The sequence below is a fragment of the Rhodococcoides fascians A44A genome (genome assembly GCF_000760735.1).
Lineage (GTDB): Bacteria > Actinomycetota > Actinomycetes > Mycobacteriales > Mycobacteriaceae > Rhodococcoides > Rhodococcoides fascians_E.
The window spans coordinates 294098-308875 of sequence record NZ_JMEX01000005.1 but is presented as its reverse complement, the minus strand read 5'-3'; the positions used below and the strand labels follow the sequence as shown (position 1 = coordinate 308875).

Sequence of the window (14778 nt, the reverse complement as noted above, 5' to 3'; positions counted from 1 at the left end):
CCAGGCGGCTGCGGCAGCGGCGGCGGCTGCAGCCGCCGGCCAACGCTCGCACACCGACATCGACGATTCGGACTCCAGCCCATCGCCGTCCACGTCCACGACACCGAAGAAGCCGCGTAGCGGTGGGCAGAGCAATCCATCTCTGACCGGCAGTGCCGCAGTGGAACTGGTCATCGACCGCGGAATGTCGCAGTTGGGTGTGCCCTACTCGTGGGGCGGCGGAGACGAGAACGGGCCGACCAAGGGAATCCGTGACGGAGGTGTCGCCGACAGTTACGGCGACTACAACAAGGTCGGCTTCGACTGCTCCGGCTTGATGATCTACGCGTTCGCCGGTCTGGGGATCTCACTCCCGCACTACACCGGTTACCAGTACACCGCGGGCAAACAGGTTCCGTCCTCGGACATGAAGCGCGGAGACATGCTGTTCTACGGTCCGAACGCGAGCCAGCACGTCGCGCTGTATCTCGGTGACGGAAAGATGCTCGAGGCCCCTCAGTCCGGCAGCGTCGTGAAGGTCTCGCCGGTCCGGTACGACGGTATGACCCCGTACGCAGTGCGCATGGTCTCCTGAATCGGTGTGCATGGTCTCCTGACCGCAGTACCGATAGGCTCGCCCGTGCGCGCCGGTAGCCTGGGGCGGGACCGTCGGCGCATTCCGTCGTCACCTGCAATAGTTGGTGGCGGACATGGAGGAACGTGCCCGCGAAATGTCGAGTGGAAGCGGTGGATTGTTGGTGGCATCACGTGACGGCGTGTCGAACGGTGACGCATCGAAGGCCGACCTGTCGAAGGGCGACGGATCGAACGGGGGAGTGTCGAACGTAAGTGCTTCGCAAGGTCCGGAGCCGAGGACCACGGACCGGAACGCTTCGGTGGATGCCGTGAACGATCTGCAGCAGGACGTACGCATTCTCGAAAAGGCCGTGTACGAGGTCAAGCGCGTCATCGTCGGCCAGGATCGGCTTGTCGAGCGTATTCTCGTCGGGTTGCTCGCCCGCGGACACGTTCTGCTCGAGGGCGTTCCCGGAGTGGCCAAGACGCTCGCCGTGGAGACGTTCGCCAAGGTGGTCGGCGGTTCGTTCTCTCGTGTGCAGTTCACCCCGGACCTGGTGCCGACGGACTTGATCGGTACCCGCATCTACCGACAGGGACGCGAAGAGTTCGACACCGAACTGGGCCCTGTCGTCGCCAATTTCGTACTGGCGGACGAGATCAACCGTGCCCCGGCCAAGGTCCAGTCCGCGCTTCTCGAGGTGATGGCCGAACGGCACGTCTCCATCGGCGGCAAGACGTTCCCGATGCCTGATCCGTTCTTGGTGATGGCCACACAGAACCCGATCGAGAACGAAGGCGTGTACCCGCTTCCGGAAGCCCAGCGGGACCGATTCCTGTTCAAGATCGTGGTGGATTACCCGTCGGTCGAGGAGGAGCGGGAGATCGTCTACCGGATGGGAACCGCGGTCCCCACGCCGAAGCAGATACTCGACCCGGCTGAGCTCGTCCGCTTGCAGAAAGTCGCGAGCAACGTCTTCGTGCATCACGCTCTCGTCGATTACGTCGTCCGAGTCATCGCGGCAACTCGAACACCGGAGCAGCTCGGTCTCGACGACGTCGCCAGTTGGATCGCTTACGGTGCATCCCCTCGTGCGACGCTCGGCATCATCTCGGCGTCTCGTGCACTTGCACTGCTCCGCGGACGTGACTACGTCGTTCCGCAGGATGTCCTCGAGGTCATTCCCGACGTGCTCCGGCACCGGCTCGTCCTGTCCTACGACGCTCTCGCCGACGAGGTCACGCCGGAGGACGTCATCACTCGCGTCCTGCAGACCGTCGGGCTTCCGCAGGTCGCGCCGCAAGCCGTCGGAGGAGGGCCGCAGCCGACACCGCCGCCGGTTCCGAACCCGCAGCACAGCCCCAACTCTCAGCAGCCACCGTTCGCGCAGCAGCCGTCGTTCGCGCAGGCGCACCAGCCGCCTCAGCAGCAACCGCATCCGCCCGCAGGTCAGTTCACGGCGCCGGGCGGGCAGGGACCAGGACCAGGTAACGGTGCACCCCAGGGTCAGCAGGTGCATCAGGGCCAGCAGGGGCAACAGCCGGTCGGCAACGAGTCGACCGCGGGTAACCAGAAGCAGTGAGTGGACCGGCCGAAGGTGCGGTACGGCGGCACGAGGCTCGCCCTCCGTCCTTCCGCAGCGGGGAGCTGCGGGACCCGTCGCTCGCCGCGGCGCTCCGGACGCTCGAACTGACGGTTCGGCGTCGGCTCGACGGTGTGCTGCACGGTGATCACCTCGGGTTGATCCCCGGTCCCGGGTCCGAGCCTGGGGATGCTCGCGAGTATCAGCCGGGCGACGACGTCCGTCAGATGGACTGGTCGGTGACGGCACGCACGACGCATCCGCACGTACGCCAGTCGGTGGCGGACCGGGAGCTGGAAACGTGGATGGTTGTCGACCTGTCGGCAAGCCTCGATTTCGGAACCACCGGATGCGAGAAGCGCGACCTCGCCGTTGCTGCCGCCGCTGCGATCACACATCTGACCGGGGGAGGCGGTAACCGGATCGGCGCGGTCGTTGCCACCGGCTCCACACTGACGCGAATTCCCGCGCGCGGTGGGCAGATTCACGCACAGTCGATGCTACGGACGATCGCGACCACTCCCAGTGCAGCGGACGGTGTCCGAGGCGATCTGGTGGGCGCGATCGAGTCGCTCCGGCGGCCGCAGCGCAGGCGCGGAATGGCGGTGATCATCAGCGATTTCCTCGGGCCGATCGACTGGGAACGGTCGCTGCGAGCCATCGCGGCGCGGCACGATGTCCTCGCCGTCGAAGTACTCGATCCGCGCGACCTCGAACTTCCCGACATAGGAGATGTGGTGCTGCACGACCCCGAATCAGGGCGCACCCGAGAGTTCAGCACCACCCCGCGATTGCGGGCGGATTTCGCGGAGGCCGCGGCAGCGCACCGGAGCGACGTCGAACGCGTGTTGCGCCGTTGTGGGGCGCCCCGCCTGACATTGCGGACCGACGGTGACTGGATCGCCGACGTGGTTCGCTTCGTGTCCTCGCGAAGGCACACGCTCGGGGCAAGTGCCGCCAACACTGCACGGGCGGGTCGCCGGTGAGCCTGTCCGACTTCACCTCTCCGTGGTGGCTGCTGTTTCTGTTGGTCGTCGGCGCTCTCGTCGCCGGATACGTCGTCGTGCAGCGTCGCCGTCAGAAGAACACGCTGCTTTTCTCCAACATGGAGTTGCTCGAGAAGGTAGCGCCGAACCGGCCCGGATACTGGCGGCACGTTCCGACGGCTCTGGTGCTGGTGGGCCTGCTTCTGCTCACCGTCGCGCTGGCCGGCCCGACGTCGGATCAACGGGTTCCGCGCAATCGCGCAACCGTCATGCTCGTGATCGACGTGTCGCTGTCCATGGAAGCGACCGACGTCGAACCGTCACGTCTGGCGGCAGCGCAGGAAGCCGGTAAATCGTTCGCCGACGGTTTGACTCCAGGCATCAATCTGGGATTGGTGGCGTTCGCCGGCACTGCTTCGGTTCTGGTGTCGCCCACCGCGAATCGCGAAGCGACCAAAGCGGCGATCGACAAACTTCAGCTCAGCGAGCGCACGGCCACCGGCGAAGCGATCTTCACATCGCTGCAATCGATCGACACTCTGGGCGCGGTACTCGGCGGCGGGGACGCTGCCCCACCTGCCCGCATCGTGCTTCTGTCGGACGGCAAGCAGACGGTGCCGGAAAACCCGGACGATCCGAGAGGCGGTTACACCGCGGCGCGTGCTGCTGCCGAGAAGGACGTACCGATATCGACCATCTCGTTCGGAACGAGTTACGGGACCGTCGACATCGAGAGCGAATCGGGTTCGGAGAGAGTGCCGGTGCCGGTCGACGACCCGTCGCTCAAGGAAATCGCCACTCTGTCCGGCGGCAGTTTCTTCACGGCCTCGTCTTTGGAGGAACTACGGGCCGTCTACGACACTCTCGAAGAGCAGATCGGCTTCGAGATGACTCGGGGCGACGCGAGTAGACCGTGGCTGATTCTCGGCGTCCTGTTCACAGCGGCGGGGCTCGGTACGGCTTTGGTACTTCGACAGCGTTTGCCCTGATTTACCGAATTCGTACCTATTCACTGTTATTACTCATGAGTAACACTGCTTTGTCATTCCAGCACGAACAGATAGGTTGCAGGCATGTCCACACCCGACTTCATCGCTCGTTCCGTACTTGTCACCGGAGGTAACAGAGGCATCGGCCTTGCCATCGCTCAGCGGCTCGCCGCGGACGGCCACAAGGTCGCCGTCACGCACCGCGGCTCGGGCGCGCCGGAAGGTCTGCTCGGCGTCGTGTGCGATGTCACCGATTCTGCATCCGTCGACGCTGCGTTCAAAGAGGTCGAGGAGAAGCAAGGGCCCGTCGAGGTACTGGTGGCCAACGCAGGGATCACCGACGACACACTGTTGATGCGCATGACGGAGGAGCAGTTCGAGAGAGTTCTCGACGCCAACCTCACCGGTGCATTCCGCGTTGCCAAGCGTGCCAACCGCGCAATGTTGCGCGCCCGGTGGGGCCGAATGGTGTTCCTCAGTTCCGTCGTCGCACTGGGTGGTGGACCCGGCCAGATCAACTACGCCGCGTCCAAGGCGGGCGTCATCGGTATGGCGCGGTCCATCACGCGTGAACTCGGGTCGCGGTCCATCACCGCCAACGTCGTCTCGCCCGGTTTCATCGAAACGGACATGACGGCCGAGCTTCCCGACGACCTTCGCAGCAAGGCGAAGGAGTTCATTCCGCTGCAGCGACTCGGTCAGCCGGAGGATGTGGCGGCCGTCGTGAGCTTCCTGGCCGGCCCCGACTCCGCGTACGTGTCGGGTGCGGTCATCCCGGTCGACGGTGGCATGGGCATGGGTCACTGATTTTCTTCGTTTTCTCTTTTTCGATTCGATCTGTAAGGAATACACATGGGCGGACTGCTCGAAGGCAAGACAATTCTCGTGACCGGCATCATCACCGATGCCTCGATCGCGTTCCACGCTGCCGCGATGGCGCAGAACCAGGGCGCGAAGGTCATCATCACCGGATTCGACAGGCTCCGCTTGATCGACCGCATCGCGCAGCGGCTCCCGCAGCCGGTGCCCCCGGCGATCGAACTCGACGCAACCAACGAGGAGCACCTGGCCGCTCTGGCCGACCGCGTTCGTGAACTCGCACCCGAGGGTGTCGACGGCGTACTGCACTCCATCGCTTTCGCGCCGCGCACTCTGATGGGACCGGACGCCAAGCCGTTCCTGGACGGGCCGGGCCCCGACGCCTCGCGTGCGTTCGAGATCTCCGCATGGAGTTACGCCTCGCTGGCCCGCGCTGTGCTCCCCGTCATGAACGAGGGAGGATCGATCGTCGGAATGGACTTCGATCCGCGCACCGCCATGCCGTACTACAACTGGATGGGCGTGGCCAAGGCCGCGCTCGAGTCGGTCAACCGGTACGTCGCTCGCGAGGTCGGTCAGGCCAAGCGTGTTCGCTCCAACCTCGTTGCCGCAGGCCCTATCCGGACTTTGGCCGCCAAGGCCATCGCCGGAACGGCTACGGGTGACGCCGCGAAGATGCAGCAGCTCAACGAGTACTGGGACGGTGCATCGCCCATCGGCTGGAACTACGACGACCCGACGGCAGTTGCCAAGTCGATCGTTGCGCTTCTGTCCGATTGGCTGCCGGGCACCACCGGCTCGATCATCTACGTGGACGGTGGCGCGAGCCACAACACGTACCTGCCGGACAACGTCTGATTTTTCTGTTCGTACGCCCGGGGAGGGGCGTGTTCGGTCACATCCTCCCCGGGCGCACAATGGACCGATGACCGACTCTCGTGGTGTCGATGGTTTCGACGCGCTGCTGTTCCTGTCCTTCGGTGGCCCAGAGGACCCGTCACATGTCCGGCCGTTCCTCGAGAACGTCACCCGTGGACGCGGGGTACCAACCGAGCGCCTCGACGCGGTGGTCGAGCACTACATGCATTTCGGTGGGGTCTCTCCCATCAATTCACTCAACCGCGACATCATCGCGGCGGTCGAATCCGAATTGGCATCGGCCTCTATCCCCCTACCGGTGTATTTCGGCAACCGGAACTGGCATCCGATGGTCGAGGACACGGTCGGCCGGATGACCGCGGACGGGGTCCGCCGCGCGCTGGTGTTTCCGACGTCCGCATGGGGCGGATATTCCGGGTGCAGGCAGTACCACGAGGACATCGCGCGTGCGCGTCGGTCGGTAGGGGACAGCGCACCCGAGTTGGTCAAGATCCGGCAGTTCTACGATCATCCTCTGATGATCGACTCCTTCGCCGACGCGATCACCGTCGCGCTGGAACAGTTGCCGGCCGACAAACGTGCAGGCGCGAGACTCGTGTTCACCGCACATTCCATTCCCAGCGCCGCCGACGCGAACGCGGGGCCGCCCGAGGACGGCGGGCACCTGTACAGCAGGCAAGTCGCCGACGCCTCCCGACTGGCCGCCGAACGAGCAGGTTTCCAGGACTACGACCTGGTGTGGCAGTCGCGGTCCGGACCACCTCAGGTCCCGTGGCTCGAGCCGGACATCTGCGACCATCTCCAGACTCTGTCCGACAAGGGCGTCGACGCGGTTCTCGTGTGCCCGGTCGGCTTCGTGTCCGATCACCTCGAGGTGGTGTGGGATCTCGACACCGAGGCACGCGACAAGGCAGCCGAACTGTCGATGGCTTTCGCGCGCGTGGCCACGCCGGGCACGGATCCGCGGTTCGCGAAGATGGTCGTCGAGTTGGTGGGGGAGTACGTCGGCGATACCTCTCCCCGTGGGATCGGTAGCGTCCCCCGTTACGGCTCGACGGCGAACGGTGATCGATGCGCGCTCAACTGCTGCGAGCAACCCGCACGTCGTCCGGTCGGCGCACCTCGCTGACATAACGTTTGTTCAGGCGGCCCCGACTCCGCTCCGTTCAGGCCCGCGGCGCTCCTTCCTCGATGCTGCGCGCCACAGCGCTGAGTCGCGCAGCCCGCACTGCCGACCACAGCGGCCGTATCAGGTTCTCCCGTGCAGCCTCTGCGGCAGCGGTCGGTGCCTCGGTGGGTGAATCGTGCTGAGCGACGGACAGTATCGCGGACACTCGGTCGGCCGATTCCAGAACACGAAGCACTCGTTCAGGAGTGTCGATCGGGTAGCGATGGCGTGCAAGCGATTCCAATTCGGCGGCAATCCGGGTACGTGGGTCACCGTTCGGAGTGCGAGTCGGCAGTGCCGACATCGTTCCGAGAGCCTCGGCTGCGTCGCGCACGGCGTCGCGCATCGCGTATTCAGCTTCGCCCAGCGAGAAGTCGCGTACGAAGTGATCGGGAATCCGGACGGTGTGCACCGTCCAGCGCATCACGTCCGGTCCCTCGACCGCAGGTACCAGGCCGATTCCGTCGGCTCCGGGAGAGCCGACGAGAACAGCCTGACCGGTGACCAGAGCCGCACGGGAGAATGCGGTACCGGGTGTGAGATTCTGCGCCGATCCAGGCGAGGGGAGAAGCAGTTCGATTCCTGGGTTCCCGGGCTGTCCGGCCCCGGCTGCGCCCGGCGTGCGGCCCGACGTCGCGCGCACGAGCGTCAGCAACGCCGCGATGCCGTCGGCACGCGGGCTCGGCCACGCCAGCGACGTGGAGGCCGCGGTTGCCTCGTCCGCAGCCACGACCAGATGCATCGGCGCCCATTCGGCCATGGCGTCGATCACGTCGTCCGGTGCGCTCACGCCGGCCAACCACGAACTCGCCCATACGGCGAGGCTTGCACTGGGAGAACTCACGGCTAACCAGTTTAGGCCGGGAGTGGAGCCTGCAGAAATGACCAGGGGAGGAGGCGGGAGTGGAGCCTGCAGAAATGACCAGGGAGGAGGCGGGAGTGGAGCCTGCAGAAATGACCAGGGAGGAGCCGGGAGTGGAGCCTGCAGAAATGACCAGGGAGGAGCCGGGAGTGGAGCCTGCAGAAAATGACCCGTAGGTGAGGGCTTTCGAACGGCGTGGCGTGCGGCTCGAGTGATGTGGGTTGGGCTAGCGTGTTCGGCCGTGGCGGATATGTACGGGTCGGACATTCTTGCGGGGCACAGTCGGATGCGGAAGGTGCCTGCGCCGCAGGTTCCGGCCGAGCGTGGGCTCGTGGTCGAGGACGCGGCGACCGGGTACTGCGGTGCCGTCGTGGGGTTCGAGCGAACGTACGACGGTGATTTCGTGCGTTTGGAGGACGCTGCGCGAACGACACGTCTGTTCGCGTTGCGGGAGGCTGCGTTTCTGATCGACGGCAAGCGGGTGACGTTGGTACGCGCCGCCGCGGCTCCGAAGGCGGGCCCGTCTCGTTCGGCGTCGGGTTCCACCCGTGTCGAGGGGCTGCGTGCTCGTACGGCCCGTGCGAGCCGGATCTGGGTCGAGGGTGTCCACGATGCCGCTCTGGTCGAGCGGGTGTGGGGTCACGATCTGCGCGTCGAAGGTGTTGTGGTCGAGCACCTCGAGGGGCTCGACAACCTCGGTGAGCGTCTCGCGGAGTTCGGGCCAGGGCCTGGGCGCCGTGTCGGTGTGCTCGTCGACCATCTCGTGACGGGTTCCAAGGAGTCGAAGCTGACCACCTCGTTGGGGCCGCATGTGCTCGTGACGGGCCATCCGTACATCGACGTGTGGGAAGCGGTGCGCCCGAAGGCAGTCGGTATTGCTGCGTGGCCGCGGATTCCGCGAGGCGAGGATTGGAAGACCGGTATCTGCCGGGAGCTGGGGTGGGGATCTCCGCGCGACGGTTGGCGACGTGTGTACGAATCGGTGTCCAGTTTCCGGGATCTCGAGGCGCCGTTGATCGGCGCGGTCGAGCAGCTCGTCGATTTCGTCACCGAACCCCAGTAACCGAACCCCAGTAACCGAACCCCGGTAACCGAACCCCGGTAACCGAACCCCGGTAACCGAACCCCGGTCACCGAGTCTCGGAAATCGAACACCGGTAACCCGGACTCCGGTTACCGCGGTGAGTTGTCGTCTCGGTCTCACCGGCAGATGTCCGATTTGTGGTTCACTGGGGGTGTGGCAGCGATTATCTGGCTCATCGCGGGCGTGCTCCTTGCGGCAGCCGAGGCATTGACGGGTGATTTCTTCCTGCTGATGATCGCCGGAGGGGCCCTGGCAACGGCCGGAGTGTCGTCTGTCACGGATTTTCCGGTGTGGGTCGATGCCGTGGTGTTCGCCGTCGTGTCGTTGGCCCTCGTTCTCGGGGTGCGTCCGATTCTGCTGCGCAAGTTCGCGAAACCGCCTGTCCTGCCGACCGGAATCGAGGCGTTGTCGGGCAAGAGCGCGCTGGTTCTCGAACAGGTGTCGGCCACCGAAGGTCAGGTGAAGATCGGCGGAGAGGTGTGGACGGCGCGTCCTCTCGATTCCACCGAGGTGTATGCGCCGGGGACCACAGTGACCGTGATGGAAATAGACGGCGCAACTGCGCTCGTGTGGAGAGGACCGTAGTCGACCATGACAGCACTCATCGTTCTGGGCGTGATCGTCCTTCTTGTCGTCGTTCTGGTGGCCAAATCGGTTGCGCTGGTGCCGCAGGCCGAGGCCGCGGTGATCGAACGGCTCGGTAGGTATTCGAAGACGGTGTCGGGGCAGTTGACGTTCCTCGTTCCGTTCGTCGATCGGGTTCGCGCGAAAGTCGATCTGCGAGAACGGGTTGTGTCCTTCCCGCCGCAGCCGGTAATCACGAAGGACAACTTGACGGTGTCGATCGACACGGTCGTGTACTTCCAGGTCACCAATCCTCAGGCCGCCGTCTACGAGATCAACAACTACATCGTGGGCGTGGAGCAGTTGACGACGACCACGCTGCGCAACGTCGTCGGTGGCATGACCTTGGAGGAGACGCTCACGTCTCGCGACTCCATCAACGGCCAGCTGCGGGGGGTTCTCGACGAGGCGACCGGGCGATGGGGCCTGCGCGTGGCACGTGTGGAACTGAAGAGCATCGATCCGCCGCCGTCGATCCAGGAGTCGATGGAGAAGCAGATGAAGGCCGACCGTGAGAAGCGAGCGACGATTCTGACGGCGGAGGGACACCGCGAGTCCGCGATCAAGACGGCCGAGGGTGACAAGCAGAGTCGGATCCTCGCAGCGGAAGGCGCCAAGCAGGCGTCGATTCTCACGGCCGAGGGTGAGCGTCAGTCCAGAATCCTTCGGGCCCAGGGCGATCGGGCTGCGAAGTACCTTCAGGCGCAGGGTCAGGCCAAAGCGATCGAGAAAGTGTTCGCGGCCATCAAGGCAGGCAAGCCGACGCCCGAGCTCCTTGCGTACCAGTACATGCAGACGTTGCCCCAGATGGCGCAGGGTGACGCCAACAAGGTCTGGATGATCCCCAGCGACTTCGGGGATGCGTTGAAGGGATTCGCCAAGACTCTCGGCGCGCCAGGGGAAGATGGTGTGTTCAGGTTCCAGCCGAGTGACACCTCGGGTGCGGACACCAAACCCGAGGACGACTCGGAAGAAGTTGCGGATTGGTTCGAGACGAAGAGCGATCCAGCTGTCGCGGAAGCCGTGGCGGCTGCGGAAGCCGTCGCGCGCACGCCCGTCGACACCTCCCTTGCTCCCGACCCCAGTCTGACGAAAGGGCTCGACGTAGGCGAGCTGTCGGCGGGGCCGGCGCATCAGCAGTGGACTGCGCCTCAGGCTGAACCGGAGCGGTAAGAAGCGAGGCGGGTCGTCGCAGTTCGCGATGCCGGTCGGACGGTCAGGTGGTCAGGGCGAGGCCGACTCCGCAGACGGCGACGGCCCACATGACGCTCGCGAAGGTGCCGATGATGAACTGCTCGGAGGCCGACGTCGCGGCAGGCGACTGGGCGGACGGCTCGCTGGCACGCAGTTCCGGATAGCGGGCAAGCCCTTTGACGGCCAGGACGATCGCGATGCCCTCGGGCCAACCGGACAGGATGGATGCCGCGACCGCCGTGCGCTCGAGGATTCCGATGGTGCGTCCGCCGTGCAGTGGTCCCGGCGAATCGTCGGGTCCGGGCGTGCCGTTCCGCCGGGCAAGTGCGAAGACCGCCGGAACGATGCCGGAACCGCCTACGGCGGCTACGGCGACCGTGACCACGTACGTGGTGGCCAACATGAATCCGTGCACCGGGTCGGTCAGAGACGCGCAGACGGCAGCGACCGCGAGCAGACCCACGGACGTGGCTGCAGGCACCCACGTCGGCAGCCGGGTGGGCAGTCGGCCTGTCGACGGGGCGATCGACGCCGTGGCCGAGGCGACCAGAAGTACCGGCGTCATGACGGTCGTCAGTGCCGAAACGGACATCAGTTTCCCCCTCGATTGTGCCTGCCGTGCCGAGTCGTCACAGTCGGTCCTCGTGACCGGACAGGTCGCTCAGTAGATGTTCGGCCAATGTTCGCCCGCCCGATTCGATACTCCACCTCGCCACCGACAATCTCTGCGACATCGCTTGCTTGCTGATGCCGAGTATCTCGGCGGCGCTGGTCTGCGTGTGGCCGGCAGTCATGAGGTCCACTGCGGCGTGGCCTTGCTCGGTTCGGTCGGTGACGAGCAGTGCGACCAGTATCAGTGCTGTCTCGGCGTCCGCTGCGGCGGCGGCGAGATCGTCGCGCGCGCTGGCGACTGCGACGCCACCCGGTGCGTTCTTGGCTCGGGTCACGGCGTCACGGGCTGCTTCGAACGCGTGTCCTCGTCCGGCCCGGGTGGTGGTGGGGAGCGGGAGTTCGACGGCGCCGACTCCGATGCCGATACTCCAGTTGTGCTCGCGGACGAGGCGTAATGCGACGTCGACGACGGTGCGCGCTCCGGTGGGCGAGTTCTCCACGACGGCCTGAACCTCGTCGCCCGCCGTTCGATCGAACGGACGGAGAAGCGGCACGCCGTGCATGGACTCCAGTAGGTCTTCGACGCGATCGCGTTCGCGTCGGCTTCCACGCTGATCGATCGTCATGACGAACATTCGTCAAGGCTAATGCCTTGAAATATGCAAGTCAACGTTTTTGACTTGACTCCTCAATATCAAGTTCCACGGCTTGACGTGCCCGGGTTCGACCGCGCGTCGTCAGGCGCCAGTCCACGATCAGGCCCAGCACGCCCAGTGCAATGCACGACGCCGACAACGCGAGCATCACCGGATCGGCGTTGCCGCCCAGCGCATCGCCCAGCACCACGATGCCCACTGTTCCGGGCACGACCCCGACGGCAGTGGCCAACGCGAACGGGGCGATGCGAATCGACGACACCCCGCAGCAGTAGTTGACCACCGAGAACGGAACGGGCGCGATCAACCGCAGCGAGCCCACCGCGAGCCAGCCTCGGCGAGCCAGGCTGTCGTCGATGGCCTTGACTGCCGGGTGGGTCATTCTGGTTGCGAACCACTCCCGACCTACGGCCCGGACCATGAGCAGGGCGATCACCGCGCTGACCGTGGACGCGCCGACCGTCACGACGATGCCGGTCAGCGACCCGAACAGGACGCCCGCGGCGAGGGTGAACAGGGTACGAGGAATCGGTGCAACCGTGACCACCGCGTGTACGGCGAAGAACACGAGTGGGAACGCGGGACCGATCGAATGCGACCACTCGCGGATCTGAGCGACGGACGGATGTGGCGTGAACGCTGCAGCGAGAGCGAGGACCAGGAGAAGCAGAACGAGGCCGATGAGCCGGGGGTCTCGAAGGCGCCTCTTCACATTCGCCGACAGTACCGGCACCCGCTCGGCCGCGACGCTCGCCGAACCGATGCCCACGCAGACATGAGGTGATCCTCACGATAGTGTTCCAACAATCGCGGTTAACATCACAGAAGTCGCAATTTGTCGATCTGCGTGCCGATCGAGTCGAGGGAGCAGTCACTGTGTCCGTTGCTTCACCAGAAAGCGCTTCGCAAGAAGACGCTTCCATCAGTGCGTATGCCGCGTGGCAGAAGGCCGTCGCGGGCGTCCTCGCGAAGTCGAGACGAGTGGACGTCGCGGACCTTCCGGTCGATGCGGAGCACCTGCTCGACGCAGTGACCTACGACGGAGTGACGGTCGCGCCGCTCTACGGTGTGCTCGACGAACAACCGGAACATCCGCTGCCGGGAGTTCACCCGTTCGTCCGCGGCCGTGACCGTACTCGCGATGTGAACGCCGGCTGGACCGTCAGTGCGAAGTTCGGTGCAGGGACCTCCGATCCGGAGTCCATCAACGAGTCCATCCTGGACGGGTTGAACAACGGAATCAGCGCAGTGTGGCTCTCGATCGGTGGATCCGGACTTCCGGTGACCGGGGTAGCGCGTGCGCTGGACAGTGTGTTGTTGGATCTTGCGCCGGTGGTCGTCGACGCCGGGTCGGACGTCGCCGCGGCCGCCGATGCGATCTTCGCAGTGGCGGATTCCTCGTCGGTCGAGGACCGTGCCGCTGTCGACATTCGCCTGGGCGCTGCACCGCTGACGGCCCGATTCGCCGGTGTCGGTTCCGTGAACGTGGACGAGACCGTCGCACTCGCCGTTCTCGCCGAGGCTCGGCCCGAGACCGTCCGCGCGATCACGGTGGACGGCACTGTCTTTCACAATGCCGGAGCGAGCGATACCCAGGAGGTCGGCGCATCCGTCGCGGCCGGGTTGGAGTATCTGCGCGTATTGACCGCCGCAGGTCTGACGGCCGAGCAGGCTCTGTCGCAGATCGAGTTCCGTTTCGCCGCCACGGACGACCAGTTCCAGACCATCGCGAAGTTCCGAGCAGCCCGCGTGGTCTGGGCACGGGTGGCTCAGGTCGTCGGTGCACCAGATGCGGGCGGTGCCCCGCAACACGCCGTCACGTCCGAGGCGATGATGAGTCAGCGTGATCCGTGGGTGAACATGCTGCGTACCACGTTGGCTGCGTTCGGTGCAGGCATCGGCGGGGCAGATGCAGTGACCGTGCTGCCCTTCGACGTTGCGCTCGACGGCGGCGCTGCCGGAGTGTCGAAGACGTTCGCGGCAAGGATCGCTCGCAACACTCAGCTGTTGTTGCTCGAGGAATCGCATCTGGGGAGGGTGCTGGATCCGGGTGCCGGGTCCTGGTACATCGAGAAGCTCACCGACGATCTCGCGGAGAAGGCGTGGGAATTCACCCGAACCATCGAGTCCGACGGAGGCTACCTCGCCGCGCTCGAGTCGGGTTCCACGGCAGCCGCGATCGCGAAGACGAAGGCGCAGCGCGATTCCGACGTTGCGCACCGGCGTACCCCGCTGACCGGAGTGAACGAGTTCCCGAACCTGGCCGAGGCGCCCATTCCGCCACAACCCGACGCCACCGTGGCCCGGTACGGCGCTGCGTTCGAGGCGTTGCGTGACCGGTCGGATGCCTACCTGCTCGAGCACGATGCGCGTCCGCTCGCGCTTCTGGCCCCGATCGGATCGGTGGCCGAGCACAACGTGCGTACGACCTTCGCGGCCAACCTCCTCGCGTCCGGTGGTATTCACACCGAGAACCCGGGGCCGCTGACCACCGAGTCGATCGCGGAGGCGGTGCGCAGTTCCGGGGCCCGAGTGGCTGTGCTGTGCGGCACCGACAAACGGTACGTCGACGACGCGAGGCCGGCGGTACTGGCGTTGCGGCAGGCGGGAATCGAGCGGGTTCTCCTCGCCGGTCCGGAGAAGATCTTCGGCCGCCTCGACGCTGATTCCGGTGTCGACGACGACAGCCGACCCGACGACTTCCTCACTGCCAAGGTCGACGCTGTTGCGGTCCTGACCGATCTTCTCGATTACCTGGGAGCCTGAC

The 14778-nt window shown here is 65.4% G+C and carries 15 protein-coding genes; 11 read left to right on the top strand and 4 right to left on the bottom strand.

The annotated features are described in order from the left end of the window. The 7 genes from BH95_RS29415 to BH95_RS05210 all read left to right on the top strand — a co-directional run. Positions 1-574: NlpC/P60 family protein (locus BH95_RS29415; RefSeq protein WP_244164835.1), on the top strand; the 574-nt coding region annotated here is incomplete at its 5' end. A 211-nt stretch (positions 575-785) separates the two neighbouring features. Continuing rightward, positions 786-2138 carry an AAA family ATPase gene (locus tag BH95_RS05235; RefSeq protein WP_371828312.1) on the top strand — a complete coding sequence of 451 codons (1353 nt, stop codon included), beginning with the start codon at positions 786-788 and terminating at the stop codon, positions 2136-2138. Further along, positions 2135-3124 (top strand): DUF58 domain-containing protein, encoded by a 990-nt coding sequence (locus BH95_RS05230; RefSeq protein WP_037181313.1) that lies wholly within the window; start codon positions 2135-2137, stop codon positions 3122-3124. Before BH95_RS05235 ends, BH95_RS05230 begins: the two co-directional genes overlap by 4 nt. Next, the gene (locus BH95_RS05225; RefSeq protein WP_019666325.1) at positions 3121-4113 is read left to right on the top strand and encodes a VWA domain-containing protein; all 993 of its coding nucleotides are present in this window, start codon (positions 3121-3123) and stop codon (positions 4111-4113) included. The genes BH95_RS05230 and BH95_RS05225 overlap by 4 nt, the downstream gene beginning before the upstream one ends. An 84-nt stretch (positions 4114-4197) precedes the next feature. After that, positions 4198-4920, top strand: a complete 723-nt coding sequence (gene fabG1, locus BH95_RS05220) for a 3-oxoacyl-ACP reductase FabG1 (RefSeq protein WP_019666324.1) — start codon at positions 4198-4200, stop codon at positions 4918-4920. Between the two features lie 45 nt (positions 4921-4965). Further along, positions 4966-5790: an NADH-dependent enoyl-ACP reductase InhA gene (gene inhA, locus BH95_RS05215; protein ID WP_020110096.1), complete on the top strand. Its 825-nt coding sequence runs from the start codon at positions 4966-4968 to the stop codon at positions 5788-5790. A 67-nt stretch (positions 5791-5857) separates the two neighbouring features. Beyond that, positions 5858-6940 (top strand): ferrochelatase, encoded by a 1083-nt coding sequence (locus BH95_RS05210; protein ID WP_037181312.1) that lies wholly within the window; start codon positions 5858-5860, stop codon positions 6938-6940. Between the two features lie 37 nt (positions 6941-6977). On the opposite strand, the gene BH95_RS05205 is transcribed toward BH95_RS05210, so the two are convergent. Beyond that, positions 6978-7823 carry a hypothetical protein gene (locus BH95_RS05205; RefSeq protein ID WP_196248732.1) on the bottom strand — a complete coding sequence of 282 codons (846 nt, stop codon included), beginning with the start codon at positions 7821-7823 and terminating at the stop codon, positions 6978-6980. Positions 7824-8091: 268 nt separating this feature from the next. Between BH95_RS05205 and BH95_RS05200 the strand changes: the two genes are divergently transcribed. The 3 genes from BH95_RS05200 to BH95_RS05190 all read left to right on the top strand — a co-directional run bounded on the left by BH95_RS05200 (position 8092) and on the right by BH95_RS05190 (position 10722). Then, positions 8092-8904 carry a DUF3097 domain-containing protein gene (locus tag BH95_RS05200; RefSeq protein ID WP_019666319.1) on the top strand — a complete coding sequence of 271 codons (813 nt, stop codon included), beginning with the start codon at positions 8092-8094 and terminating at the stop codon, positions 8902-8904. Between the two features lie 174 nt (positions 8905-9078). Continuing rightward, positions 9079-9510: an NfeD family protein gene (locus tag BH95_RS05195; protein ID WP_026347998.1), complete on the top strand. Its 432-nt coding sequence runs from the start codon at positions 9079-9081 to the stop codon at positions 9508-9510. Positions 9511-9516: 6 nt separating this feature from the next. Next, the gene (locus tag BH95_RS05190; protein ID WP_019666317.1) at positions 9517-10722 is read left to right on the top strand and encodes an SPFH domain-containing protein; all 1206 of its coding nucleotides are present in this window, start codon (positions 9517-9519) and stop codon (positions 10720-10722) included. A 43-nt stretch (positions 10723-10765) separates the two neighbouring features. Here the strand turns inward: BH95_RS05190 and BH95_RS05185 are convergent, their stop codons facing one another. The 3 genes from BH95_RS05185 to BH95_RS05175 are packed head-to-tail and all read right to left on the bottom strand — an operon-like array spanning position 10766 to position 12723. Continuing rightward, complete coding sequence (locus BH95_RS05185; protein WP_037181310.1) at positions 10766-11335, bottom strand: hypothetical protein; 570 nt, start codon at positions 11333-11335, stop codon at positions 10766-10768. 37 nt (positions 11336-11372) lie between these two features. After that, positions 11373-11990 (bottom strand): hypothetical protein, encoded by a 618-nt coding sequence (locus tag BH95_RS05180; protein ID WP_037181309.1) that lies wholly within the window; start codon positions 11988-11990, stop codon positions 11373-11375. A gap of 31 nt (positions 11991-12021) precedes the next feature. After that, complete coding sequence (locus BH95_RS05175) at positions 12022-12723, bottom strand: TVP38/TMEM64 family protein (RefSeq protein ID WP_037181897.1); 702 nt, start codon at positions 12721-12723, stop codon at positions 12022-12024. A gap of 164 nt (positions 12724-12887) precedes the next feature. Between BH95_RS05175 and BH95_RS05170 the strand changes: the two genes are divergently transcribed. Next, positions 12888-14777 carry a methylmalonyl-CoA mutase family protein gene (locus tag BH95_RS05170; RefSeq protein WP_037181308.1) on the top strand — a complete coding sequence of 630 codons (1890 nt, stop codon included), beginning with the start codon at positions 12888-12890 and terminating at the stop codon, positions 14775-14777. Position 14778 lies beyond the last annotated feature (1 nt).

Bases quoted from the DNA above. Each gene is read 5' to 3' on its own strand.
- BH95_RS05190 (WP_019666317.1), top strand. From the start codon at position 9,517: ATGACAGCACTCATCGTTCTGGGCGTGATCGTCCTTCTTGTCGTCGTT.
- BH95_RS05200 (WP_019666319.1), top strand. From the start codon at position 8,092: ATGTACGGGTCGGACATTCTTGCGGGGCACAGTCGGATGCGGAAGGTG.
- BH95_RS05210 (WP_037181312.1), top strand. From the start codon at position 5,858: ATGACCGACTCTCGTGGTGTCGATGGTTTCGACGCGCTGCTGTTCCTG.
- BH95_RS05185 (WP_037181310.1), bottom strand. From the start codon at position 11,335: ATGTCCGTTTCGGCACTGACGACCGTCATGACGCCGGTACTTCTGGTC.
- BH95_RS05180 (WP_037181309.1), bottom strand. From the start codon at position 11,990: ATGTTCGTCATGACGATCGATCAGCGTGGAAGCCGACGCGAACGCGAT.
- inhA (WP_020110096.1), top strand. From the start codon at position 4,966: ATGGGCGGACTGCTCGAAGGCAAGACAATTCTCGTGACCGGCATCATC.
- fabG1 (WP_019666324.1), top strand. From the start codon at position 4,198: ATGTCCACACCCGACTTCATCGCTCGTTCCGTACTTGTCACCGGAGGT.